We start from the raw sequence: 11,722 nt of genomic DNA, 5'->3' as shown, positions 1-11,722 counted from the left end.
CTCAATTATCCCGGCGACACGGATGCCGCCGGGTCTGTCAGTCGTTCAGAACGCAGGTTCCAGACGCACGTCGTCGGGCACGTCGTTCTTCTTGATCGGCATCGTGTAGATCGAGGCAAAGGCCAGACCCGCACGCGCGCCCGCGCCGATGCGCCCCAAAAGGCCGCCGAAGCCGCCCTTAGCCTTGGCCGCATCCATATCGCGCACGGCGGCGTCCATCGCCTTGCAGCCTTTCAGGAAGCGCGGATTGTCGATGTCCAACTCAACCGGGAAGGCCTGACGCGCGATCACGTTGGTCTTGCGGAAAACCTCCATGTCGTACCAGTCGATGTCGATCCCCAGCGCTTCGTGGAACTTCGGGCGCGCGTGGTCGCGCACGTACATGGTGGAGTAGACGGCTGTCAGGAAGAACCGGATCCACAGCTTGTTCTTGAAGCTGCCGGTGATCGATGGGTCGGTGCGCATCAGCAGGGCGAAGGCCTCGCCATGGCTGAACTCGTCGTTGCACCATTCCTTGAACCACTTGAAGATCGGGTGGAAGCGGTGCTCGGGGTGTTCCTCGAGGTGGCGGTAGATAGTGATGTACCGCGCGTAGCCGATCTTTTCCGACAAGTAGGTCGCGTAGTAGATGAACTTCGGGCGGAAGTAGGTGTACTTCTTCTCGCGTGTCAGGAAGCCCAAATTCACCGCAACACCCGCTTCGCGCAGTGCGTCGTTGATGAAGCCAGCGTGGCGTGCCTCATCGCGGCTCATGTAGCTGAACAGCTCTTTGATATCGGCGTTCGTGCCGCGACGCTTCATTTCCTTGTACAGCACGCAGCCAGAGAATTCAGCGGTGCAGCTTGAGATCAGGAAATCGAGCGCTTCGGCCTTCAGCTCCGGCTCCATGTTCTCCCAGTCGACGGCGTCCCAGTCTTCCGTCTTCTTGAAGTGACCCTTGTTGGGATCCGCCTTCATCCGGGCCATCAACTGATCCCATTCTTCGCGAACGGGCTCGACATTGATGGCGTCCAACTCGTCGAAATCGGTGGTGTAGAAGCGCGGCGTCAGCAGGGTGTTCTGCATGGCGAGCGCGGTCGCGTCGTCACTGTCGAACTTCGCCTGTGCCTGCTGAATCTCCAGGCTTTCCTCGACCGTGGTGGCGTCTGCGGTGTGCTTGAGGGGGGCGTTCATGCTGCCACCTCGCTGCGGCATTCTTCGCCGCCCGTACCGGTCGCCTGCACTTCTTCGCTGAACGAAAATTCGCACAGCTCCATGAACTCGAAGTCGCCGGTCAGCTTGGTCCACATCCGCTCCAGCCCGCTGGCACGGGTGATGGTGGCGGTGCGGCGCTCGCTTATAGCCTCTCCCCAGGCGGCCATCACGGGGGTGCCATGCACCTGCACCGTGTCACCGGGGTGGATGACGCTGCCGTTGTCCAGGCGGACATGGGCGGACAGCTCTTCAAACTTGTGGACAACCTCGACCGTGCAAGGCGCGGTCTCGGTCGTTTTGGTGAAAAATCCCATTGGCGGTTCCCTTCTTTTGGCTACTGCCCAAGCGGCTTACTTGAACAGGACCTCCCAGTGGCGGGCGTTGCCGGCACCGAAAGAGGTCATTTCGGCCGACCATCCCGTCGCGGGATCGGTCAGCACCAGTCGTCCGTTGGCTAGACGGGCAAGCGTGACGGGCGGATTGTCCGCCACCTTGTGCACCTTGCGCTCACGGCGCAGTGCGTCTCCGACGACGGCGATGAAGGCACCATTGTCGGTCTCGTATAGAACGTCTCCGTCCGGCGTGCTCAGCTTGACGGCCACACTATCACCTTCCAGCACGAACGTCCGGCTGTCGAGCACTTCGGCTTCGGGCGGCACACCGGCCAGCGCGCGGCCCGTGACACTGGAGTAGGTCGCAAGCGCCAGAGCGCCCAGCGCCAGCACTGCCATCGCGATCAGCAGCTTCGGCGGGATCATGTGAACGTCGCGGGTCTGCATCTCGCGGCGTTCGGCGTCGAAGTATAGGCCTTGGTTCCGAGACATCGCTCTCTCCTATTCCGCTGCCATCATTGTGACTTGCGGGCGCATCTGCTGCGCCTCGACGGCTTCACCCAGAATGCGGGCGGCAGCTTCAGCATCCGGCAGCGCGCGCAGGGTCGGCTGCACGCGGCGCATGTGCCACGGCCGAACATGCGGCCACAGCACGAAGTAACTTAGCCGCGTCTCGCCCGACGGCGTCAGCACGATACTACCCGTCTTGGTGTCCAGATCGGCGGATTCGATGCGTGCGAACGGCAGGTTCACGGTCAGCGTCAGCGCCGCACCCACCCGCATCGCGACCCGCTCGGTCGTGATCGTGTAGACCGTGGCGCGCGCCTGCACGTAGGCGATCACGAACAGGATCGCGCAGGCCACGGCACCCACCACCAGAAGCGGCACGCCGTAGCCCATGGCCGTTGCCCAGCCCATATCGGCGGCCAGCGTGGCCCCGCGCAAACCGGCCAGAAGAACGAAATACCCCGCGATCCACTTCAGAGACAGCGCCTGCACAGCAAGTTTCCAAGCCTTCGGCCGCCCTTGCCACAGCACGCTTTCGCCGCGTGGCAAGGCTTCCGGCAGGCCGGGGATCTCTTCGATGGTGAAGTCGGGATCGTCGCGGTAATCGCGGGGCATTCGGTCTTCCTTTCCTAGCGGCAGTAGAGCTCACCACCGCCGTAGAAGGCCGTGATCTTCTCTTCTTCCAGAAGCGTGATCTGCTCCATCGAGGCGGTCTGCGGCACCTGTGCCATGCGCTCGGTGTTCAGCGTGCGGACATCGACGTAGCGCGCCGTAACCCGAACCAGCTGGATCGGAGCAAGGACGGTCTGACCCGTTTCCAGCTTGATCTGCAGGTAGCGGATCAGCTGCTCGGGGATGTCGATCCACAGATCGGTGACTTCGCCGACGACCTGATCGTCATTGGCCACCACGGGCATCCCGCGCGGGTCGCGTCCGGCGGACACAAAGAACGCATCGCGCTTCGACATCGGCTGGATCTTGATGTGGCCTTCGCCGTCACGCTCGGCCCGGTCGGCACGTGGCACCCAGGATGCGGGGCCGACGCCGTCCAGCATCGGATCGCCGATCGGCGCGTGCGGGAAGCCTTCGGATTGCGCGGTGCGCGCCAGTGCCAGTTCGGCACGGGCGTGGCGCAGCTCGTTCTCGGCAGAGGGCACGGTTACGTCCGGCACGCCTTCGGGCATGATGAACGTCTTGGGCGCCGGTACCGGGAACGGGCCCTGATTCGGCGAAATGCTGCCATCGTCCTTTTCCAGCGGGTAACCTTCCCGCATGTTCTCGGTCTGCAGATAATAGATCAGCAGCGCGAAAAAGAGCCAGAAGCCCCAGATTGCGACCGCCGCAAGATCTGTATCTCCGAAAAATTCGACACCAACCATGATGTCCTCCTTCTATGTTGGGAAGTCAGCAAGACCGATCTTGCCGCGTTCCGGGGTCTGAGTGGGTTGAATGAACGACAGCCGCACAAGCGGCCCAAGTATGATGAGCGTCGCGAAGCACAGTGCGATCTCGATATGGTAAACAGTGGTGTAACCGATGGCGGGCGTGTTCAGCGCCTCTCCCAGCGCGCCCTTGGAGGCCAGCATTGCAACGCCGTCGCGGACTGCTCCGCCCAGCGCGATGGCCAGACCTGCGGCGGTGGCCTGCGCCGCGCCCCAGGCACCCAGCGCCAGTCCGTGATCGGCGATGCCGCGCGCGCCAAGGCCCATGGCGGCCGTCAAGGTTGCCACCGCGAACAGGCCCGATCCGAAACCGATCCCGACAGCGCCCGCGTAGAACAGCCAAGCGGCCTGCATTGGGGCCGCGAACACCACGGCAGAGAACGCGACTACGCCCGCAAGCAACCCGGTCGCCGCCATCCGAAACGCATCGCGCCCGCGCGCCAAGGCCCTGCCCGCCAAGGCGAAGCCAGAAAGCGCACCAGCCGCCCACATCGCCGACAGCCACGTCGTGCGTCCGACGCTTAGCCCCATGATCTCGCCGCCGTAGGGTTCCAGCAGCACGTCCTGCATGTTGAACGCCAGCGTCCCGATGAACACGACGGCCAGCAGCCGCCCGGCATCACCACCGCTGGTCAGGTTCTGCCACGCATCTGCGAAACGCGGACGGGGGGCCGAACGCTCGGCCTTGGTCTGCGGGCGCACATGCTCTTGCTTCCACAGGGCCACAAGGTTCAGCGCAACGACCAGAAGCGCCGACCCCTGCACAACCCGGATCAAAGCCAACGGCGTAAAGTCCGACAGCAGCCAACCGATCACGACAGCGGAAACGCCCATCCCGAGCAGGAACATCACATAAAGCAGCGCCACGACGCGCGGACGCGTCTCGTCATCCGCGCGGTCCGACGCCAACGCCAGCCCGGCGGTCTGTGTCATGTGCAGGCCAAGGCCCGTCATGATGAACGCGGCCCCGGCCAGTCCCGTGCCCGCGAAGGGCACATCGTGCACGGTATCACCGCCCAGAACGAGCAGCGAGAATGGCATCAACGCCAGCCCGCCCATCATCCACAGCGTACCGAACCACAGATACGGCACCCGACGCCAACCGATTGAAGAGCGGTGCGTATCGCTGCGATGCCCCAAGAACGCCCGGAACGGCGCGACCAGCACCGGCAGCGCGATCATCGCCGCCACCAGCATCGCGCCAAGCCCAAGTTCCACGATCATCACCCGGTTCAGCGTGCCAAGCAGCAGCACCGTCACCATGCCGACCGACACCTGAAACAGCGACAGGCGCAGCAACTGCGCCATCGGCAGGCCGTCGCTGGCCGCATCGGCGAAGGGCAGATAGCGCAGGGGAAGGCGCGCGATGCTCACGGCAGAACCTCCATGCAATGGGAGATGTAGAAGCCGGAGTTCACGCGCTCGACCGGGCGCAGCAGACGCACGCAGCCCGCCTTGGTCAGTTGCCGTGCCAGACGCTTCGGCGATTGCGGCACCATGACCGGCGCGCGATCGGCTTTCGGAAACAGCCGTCCGGCGCCCCACATCATCATCAACATCGGCGTGCTTGGCGCCACGGTGAACACGATCTTGCCCGACACACGCGGGTCAAGGCTGGCCAGCGTCGAACAGATTTCAGCCGCCTCGTAGTATATCAGGCTGTCCATCGCGACGACATGATCGAAGTCGCCCAGACCGTCATCGCTCAGGTCACCCGCGATGAAGGTGACGCGGTCGCGCAGTTCTTCCGGCATCCGCCGCTTCGCGACGTCAAGGATGGCCGGCGCGATATCCACGGCCACGACCTCGGCGCCGCGCTCGGCCAAGGCCTGGCTCATCTGCCCGACACCGCAACCGGCATCCAGAACGCGACATCCGGACAGGTCCTCGGGCAAACGCGACAGCATGAGCGCACGCATCCGGTCACGCCCGGCGCGCACGGTCTCGCGGATGCGCGACACCTTCTCATCCGACGTCAGCCGCGCCCAGGTGTCGGTCGCGGTGGAGTCGAAATAGTCTTTCACCCGCTCACGCGTGGGCGTCCAGCGATCAAGCGCTCGACGTGCGTCAAGGGATGGTATCGCGTCAGGCATCAATCGAATCCAAGCAGTTCGAATATTTCACGGTCCGGCAACGGCGCCGGGGCCAGCGGATCGGTGCCCGCGTACAGCTTTTCAGCCAGGCGAATGTACTCGGCGCGCGCGCGCACGATGTCTTCCTCGTCGGGCATCTCGAACAGCGTCTTCTTCTTCAGACGGCTGCGGCGGATCGCATCGATGTCGGGCATATGCGCGATGCGCTGGAAGCCGACCGTGTCGCAGTAGCGATCGACCTCGTTCGTGTCCTTCGAGCGGTTCGCGATGCACCCCGCCAGACGCACGCCGTAGTTCTTCGACTTGGCCTGCACCGCGGCGATGATGCGGTTCATGGCGTAGATGGAGTCGAAATCGTTGGCCGTGACGATCACTGCGCGGTCAGCATGTTGCAGCGGGGCGGCAAAGCCACCGCAGACCACGTCACCCAGCACGTCGAAGATCACCACGTCGGTGTCTTCAAGCATGTGGTGCTGCTTCAACAGCTTGACGGTCTGACCGACGACATAACCGCCGCAGCCCGTGCCCGCTGGAGGTCCGCCCGCTTCGACGCATTGCACGCCGTTATAGCCGGTCGCCACGAAATCCTCGGGGCGCAGCTCTTCGGCGTGGAAATCGACGTCCTTCAGGATATCGATCACCGTCGGCTGCAGCTTGCCGGTCAGCGTGAACGTGCTGTCGTGCTTCGGGTCGCAACCGATCTGCAGCACCCGGTGGCCCAGCGTGGAAAACGCCGCCGACAGGTTCGACGAGGTCGTCGACTTGCCGATTCCGCCCTTGCCGTAGACCGCGAACACCTTCGCGCCTTCGATCTGCGATGACGGGTCCTGATGCACCTGCACCGAACCTTCGCCGTCTTCTCCCAAACGGGGCATGCCCGCCGCTCGACGCAGTGTCGCGACATCATCCTTGGGGCTCATAAGATCCCTTCCCGAGAGGCCATCACGCCCCCCTTCATCGTTCCAAAAATACCTACGCGGCCGGGGCAGCACCCCAGTCCGGTCACTTGATATGAAGCGCGCCAGTTCATTCCGCCGCGATCCCTTCCATGCGATCTTCCAGTTCGTCGGCAGCGCCGTGCAGCGCTTCCAACGTGGCCGCGTCCGGGGTCCAGTAGGACCGTTCAGACGCTTCGATCAGTCGTCCGGCCATCCGCGCGCTTGCCGTCGGGTTCAGGTCCGACAGACGCTTGCGCATCGCGTCGTCCAGAACGAACGTCTCGCTGATGCGCTGATAGACCCACGGCTCGACCTCTCCGGTCGTGGCGGACCAGCCCATCGTGTTGGTCACATGCGCTTCGATGGCGCGGACGCCCTCGTGCCCATGCTGCAGCAGCGGCTCGTAGAAGCGAGGGTTCAGGGCGCGCGAACGTGTCTCCAGCGCGACTTGCTCCTGCAGCGTGCGGACCTTGCCGGTGCCGCGCGTCTGGTCGCCGATATAGACCGGCGCGGCGCTGCCCTTGGCCCGGCGCACTGCGCGAGAGATGCCACCCAACGTGTCGAAGTAGTGATCTACCGTGGTCACGCCCAGCTCGACCGATTCGAGGTTCTGGTACGCCAGATCAACGTCCTTCAACGCCGCCTGCAACAGTGCGGCTTGGGGTGCCGCCTTGCCGTCGCGTCCATAGGCGAAGCCCTTGCGCGTCTGGTAAGCGTCCGCCAGCTCGTCCTCATCGTCGAAAGCCGACGCATCGACCAGCTGGTTCACGTTCGACCCGTAGGCGCCTTCCGCGTTTGAGAACACGCGCAGGGAGGCGGTTTCCATGTCGCAGCCGGTCTCTTCGGCGTAGCGCAGGGCGTGGGCGCGGATGAAGTTCTGCTCCAGCGGCTCGTCGGCCATGGCGGCCTTCCACGCAGCCTCGGCCAGCAGTTTGGTCTGCAGCGGCAGCAGGTCGCGGAAGATGCCAGACAGGGTCATCACCACGTCGATCCGGGGACGGCCAAGGTCTTCCAACGGCACCAGATCAGCTCCGCAGAGACGCCCGTAGCTGTCGAACCGCGGAACGGCCCCCATCAGCGCCAGAGCCTGTGCAATAGGCCCACCGTCGGACTTGATGTTGTCCGAGCCCCACAGGACCAGCGCGACAGAGCGCGGCGTGGTCTTGTGCGTGTCCAGGATCAACTGCGCCTGACGCGCGCCGTCGGCCATCGCGTAAGCAGTCGGCATTCGGAACGGATCGAAAGCGTGGATATTGCGGCCCGTGGGCAGAATCTCGGGGGAACGGATCAGGTCGCCGCCGGGCACGGGCGCGATGAACCGACCGCCCAGCGCACGCATCAAGGCGGGCAGTTCGGTCTGCTGGCTTAACGCCATTTCCATCGCAATGGCGTCGGTCCCGTCCGGCATCACAGCGATCATCGCGCTGCGCTGGTCCGCATCCATGCCGCGTCCCACGATGTGCAAACCGTCCGTGATCAGCGCCGTCTCTGTTTCCAGCAGCTTCAGCCACATATCGTCCAGCGCGACACCGCCCAGATCGACCGCCTCGGCCTGCACCGCGATGAGCTCTTCCAGATCGGCCCGCGCATCGGGGTTGGAACGCCAACGCGACAGGCTGTCCTTCAACTCGGCCAGCCCCTTATACAGACCCGACGCGCCAACCGGCGGCGTCAGATGCGTCACGCAGACCGCGTTGGACCGGCGCTTCGCCAGTGTCGCCTCGGACGGGTTGTTCGCGGCATAAAGATAGACGTTCGGCAGCCCGCCAATCAGGCGATCCGGCCAGTCGCCCGGACCCATCCCGGCCTGACGACCCGGCATGAACTCCAGCGCACCGTGCATCCCAAAGTGCAGCAGCACGTCGGCGCCAAAGCTCTCGCGCATCCAGCGGTAGAAGGTCACGAAGGCGTGCGTCGGCGCGAAACCACGCTCGAACAGCAGGCGCATGGGGTCGCCCTCGTAGCCGAAAGCGGGCTGCACGCCGACGAAGACGTTGCCGAACCGCGCGCCCAGAACGAAAACACCGCGCCCGTCCGACTGCTGACGTCCCGGAGCGGCGCCCCACACAGCCTCGACCTCTGACAACCACGGCGTATCGCGCACGATCTCATCGGCGCTGACATGGGCAGCGACGTTCGCCTCTTGCCCATACTGCGCTGCATTGCCCTTCAGGACGGCGGCACGCAGGGCGTCCACATCGGCTGGCAGATCCACATCATGCCCGTCGGACTTCATTTGAACCAACGTGTTCCACAGGCTCTCGAACACAGACAGATAAGCCGCCGTGCCAATCGCGCCGGCGTTCGGCGGGAAACCATACAGCACGATGCCGACCTTGCGCTCGGACGCTTCGGACCGACGCAGGCGCGCCAGACGATCCACCTTGTCGGCCAGTGCCGTGATCCGTTCGGGGCATGGGGCCATGGCGCGCGCCTGGGTGGCGGAGGGGCGGCACTTCAACGCACACCCATCGCAGCCATCGGGGCCGTGGCGGCCGGCGAAGACCGTGGGGTTCGTCGCGCCGTCGATTTCGGGCAGTGCGACCAGCATTGTGGTTTCGACCGGGCCGAGGCCCTGCGCGTTGTTGGCCCATTGGCCCAGCGTCTGAAACTCTAACGGGTGCGCGGCGATGTAGGGCACGTCCAACGTGCCAAGGACTTCCGCCGCAGCATCGCTGTCGTTGTAGGCCGGGCCACCGATCAGAGAGAAGCCGGTCAGCGACACCAAAGCGTCCACGCGACCACCCGCGAAATAAGCGTCGATCGCGGGTCGACCGTCGAGGCCACCGGCGAAGGCGGGCCGCACGTTCAGGCCTTTCGCCTCCAACGCACGGATCGCGGCGTCGTAATGCGCGGTGTCACCCGACAGGATGTAGCTGCGCATCATCAGAAGGCCGACCGTAGCGTGGCCGTCGGTCTTCGGCAGCTTCTTGGGATCGTCCACGATATGCGTGTCCGGATGATACAGCCCAACCTCTGGGTATTCGACCGGCGCGGGCGCATCGACGCCGCGCCATGTCTTCTCGGAGGCATAGCGCGAGATCAGGAAGCGGATCATCGCTTCGATATTGTCGTCCGACCCGCCTAGCCAGTATTGCATCATCAGGAACCAGGCGCGCAGGTCCTGCGCCTTGCCGGGAATGAACCGCAGGATCTTCGGCAGGCGGCGCAGCATCGACATCTGCTTGGCCCCGGACGCGCCAGAGGGCTTGGCCGATCCGCGCAGGCGCTTCATCAGCTTGGCCACACCGCTTTGCGGCTTGGCCATATCAAGATCGCCCATCTTCGTCAGCTTCACGATGGCCGCATCAGACACCATGCCGACGACTGCATCGGCCCGCATGCGGGCAGCTTCGATACCGGGACGGATGGCCTGCACGTGCTCTTCGAGGAAGATCAGCGAGGTCACGACGATATCGGCGTCGCGCACCGCATCGCGCGCCACGTCGAGGGCGTGGGGATCGTGGCCCCATTCGGCAGCAGCGTGGACGCTGACGGACAGGCCCGGGAAGTCTTTTTCCAGGCGCGGCAGCACACGCGCGGCAGGGCCGGCGGCGTGCGCGTCCAGCGTCACGATGGCGATGCGGTATCCCGCGCGCGTATGGCCTAATTCATCGCGCATAATGGGCCTTCGCTTCATACAGCGTATCGACGGAAATCTCTGTCACGCCCCGCTCTGCGGCGAAGGCTTCGGTGTTCCGACGCGCCTTGCCACGCACGAAGAACGGGATCTTCTTCAGCTCGCGTTCGGCCGCATCCAGCCAGACGACCACGTCACTGCCGGTCTCGGCAGTTTCCACAGGCGTCTCTTCGATACGCGCTTTTGCCTTGCCGCCATGATGGCTGGCACCGGCGTCGTCGTGGAACTCGAAGTCTTCGCGGAACATGTGCAGCAGGTGTTCTTCCAGCCCCATGACCAGCGGATGAACCAGCGTGTCGAACAGCACGTTCGCGCCCTCGAACCCCATGACCGGAGAGTAGCGGGCCGGGAAATCCTGCACGTGGACGGGGGCAGAGATCACCGAACAGGGAATGCCCAGACGCTTGCCGATATGGCGCTCCATCTGGGTGCCGAGAATCATCTCTGGCGCGGCGGCTTCGATGGCCTGCTCGACGTCCAGATAGTCTTCGGTGATCAGCGCGGTCAGGCCGTATTCCTTGGCCATCGCACGCATGGGCCGGGCGAATTCGCGGTTGTAGCAGCCCATGCCGACGACCTCGAACCCCATCTCGTCGCGGGCGACGCGGGCCATGGCCATGACGTGCGTTGCGTCGCCGAAGAGGAACACGCGCTTGCCGGTCAGGTAGGTGGAATCAACCGAGGCCGAATACCACGGCAGGCGCAGCGCCTCTTCGGACGGGACGGTCGCGCCTTCGGCCAATTCCAGCACTTCCGCCACGAAATCGCGGGTTGCGCCAACGCCGATGGGAACGGTCTTGGTAAACGGCTGACCAAAGGTCTTCTCGCACCAGCGCGCCGCCGTCTCGCCCGTTTCAGGGTAGAGCAGCACGTTGAAATGCGCAGCACCCATGCGGGTTATGTCGGCGGGCGACGCCCCCATCGGCGCGCAGACGTTCACTTCGACGCCCATGTCAGCCAGCAGTCCGGTGATCTCGCGCACGTCGTCACGGTGGCGAAAGCCCAGACCGGTGGGGCCAAGGATGTTGCAGGTGACGCGCGCGGTGCGCTCCATCGGCTGCGCAAGGCGCTTGACGATCTGGTAGAACGTCTCGTCCGCGCCGAAGTTTTCCTTGCGCTGATAGCTGGGCAGTTCCAGCGCGATGACCGGGATGTCGAAGCCAAGCGTTTCCGCCATGCCACCGGGATCGTCCTGGATCAGCTCGGCAGTGCAAGAGGCACCCACGATGATCGCCTGCGGATCGAAACGGGCCACCGCGTCGTTGCAGGCCGTGCGGAACAGGTCGGCGGTGTCCGCCCCCAGATCACGCGCCTGGAACGTCGTGTAGGTGACCGGAGGCCGCTTGCCGCGCCGCTCGATCATGGTGAACAGCAGGTCGGCGTAGGTGTCGCCCTGCGGTGCGTGCAGCACGTAGTGCAGGCCGGTCATTCCGGTGGCGACGCGCATCGCACCGACATGCGGCGGGCCCTCATATGTCCACACGGCGAGTTTCATGGGAGGTATCCCATGGAAGTCGCCGTGCGCGCGATGAAGTGGTTGCCGCAGGCAAACACGTTCGCGCTCAGTTGATATGCT

At 64.5% G+C, this 11,722-nt stretch carries 10 protein-coding genes; all 10 read right to left on the bottom strand.

What is annotated here, in order from left to right; genetic code table 11:
• Positions 1-45 precede the first annotated feature (45 nt).
• The 10 genes from acsF to bchB all read right to left on the bottom strand — a co-directional run bounded on the left by acsF (position 46) and on the right by bchB (position 11,641).
• Entirely contained in the window at positions 46-1,173 is a 1,128-nt protein-coding gene (gene acsF, locus FIU81_RS16045; RefSeq protein WP_124110091.1) for a magnesium-protoporphyrin IX monomethyl ester (oxidative) cyclase, read from the bottom strand.
• Positions 1,170-1,508: a hypothetical protein gene (locus FIU81_RS16040; protein ID WP_124110092.1), complete on the bottom strand. Its 339-nt coding sequence runs from the start codon at positions 1,506-1,508 to the stop codon at positions 1,170-1,172. The genes acsF and FIU81_RS16040 overlap by 4 nt, the downstream gene beginning before the upstream one ends.
• Positions 1,509-1,544: 36 nt before the next feature.
• A complete protein-coding gene (gene puhC / locus FIU81_RS16035; RefSeq protein WP_124110093.1) occupies positions 1,545-2,018 on the bottom strand; it encodes a photosynthetic complex assembly protein PuhC in 474 nt (157 codons plus the stop codon).
• 9 nt (positions 2,019-2,027) lie between these two features.
• Complete coding sequence (gene puhB, locus FIU81_RS16030; protein WP_124110094.1) at positions 2,028-2,648, bottom strand: photosynthetic complex putative assembly protein PuhB; 621 nt, start codon at positions 2,646-2,648, stop codon at positions 2,028-2,030.
• A gap of 14 nt (positions 2,649-2,662) precedes the next feature.
• Positions 2,663-3,412 (bottom strand): photosynthetic reaction center subunit H, encoded by a 750-nt coding sequence (gene puhA, locus FIU81_RS16025; RefSeq protein ID WP_124110095.1) that lies wholly within the window; start codon positions 3,410-3,412, stop codon positions 2,663-2,665.
• Positions 3,413-3,424: 12 nt separating this feature from the next.
• Positions 3,425-4,783 carry a PucC family protein gene (locus tag FIU81_RS16020; RefSeq protein ID WP_124110745.1) on the bottom strand — a complete coding sequence of 453 codons (1,359 nt, stop codon included), beginning with the start codon at positions 4,781-4,783 and terminating at the stop codon, positions 3,425-3,427.
• Between the two features lie 62 nt (positions 4,784-4,845).
• Positions 4,846-5,568: a magnesium protoporphyrin IX methyltransferase gene (gene bchM / locus FIU81_RS16015; RefSeq protein WP_124110096.1), complete on the bottom strand. Its 723-nt coding sequence runs from the start codon at positions 5,566-5,568 to the stop codon at positions 4,846-4,848.
• Positions 5,568-6,488 carry a ferredoxin:protochlorophyllide reductase (ATP-dependent) iron-sulfur ATP-binding protein gene (bchL, locus tag FIU81_RS16010; RefSeq protein WP_413816216.1) on the bottom strand — a complete coding sequence of 307 codons (921 nt, stop codon included), beginning with the start codon at positions 6,486-6,488 and terminating at the stop codon, positions 5,568-5,570. Before bchL ends, bchM begins: the two co-directional genes overlap by 1 nt.
• Positions 6,489-6,594: 106 nt before the next feature.
• Positions 6,595-10,128: a magnesium chelatase subunit H gene (locus FIU81_RS16005; RefSeq protein ID WP_124110097.1), complete on the bottom strand. Its 3,534-nt coding sequence runs from the start codon at positions 10,126-10,128 to the stop codon at positions 6,595-6,597.
• On the bottom strand, positions 10,118-11,641 hold the full coding sequence (bchB, locus tag FIU81_RS16000) for a ferredoxin:protochlorophyllide reductase (ATP-dependent) subunit B (RefSeq protein ID WP_124110098.1): 1,524 nt from the start codon (positions 11,639-11,641) through the stop codon (positions 10,118-10,120). Before bchB ends, FIU81_RS16005 begins: the two co-directional genes overlap by 11 nt.
• Positions 11,642-11,722: the final 81 nt, after the last annotated feature.

This window comes from Palleronia sp. THAF1 (assembly GCF_009363795.1).
GTDB lineage: Bacteria > Pseudomonadota > Alphaproteobacteria > Rhodobacterales > Rhodobacteraceae > Palleronia.
This window is presented reverse-complemented; position numbering and strand designations above follow the sequence as displayed.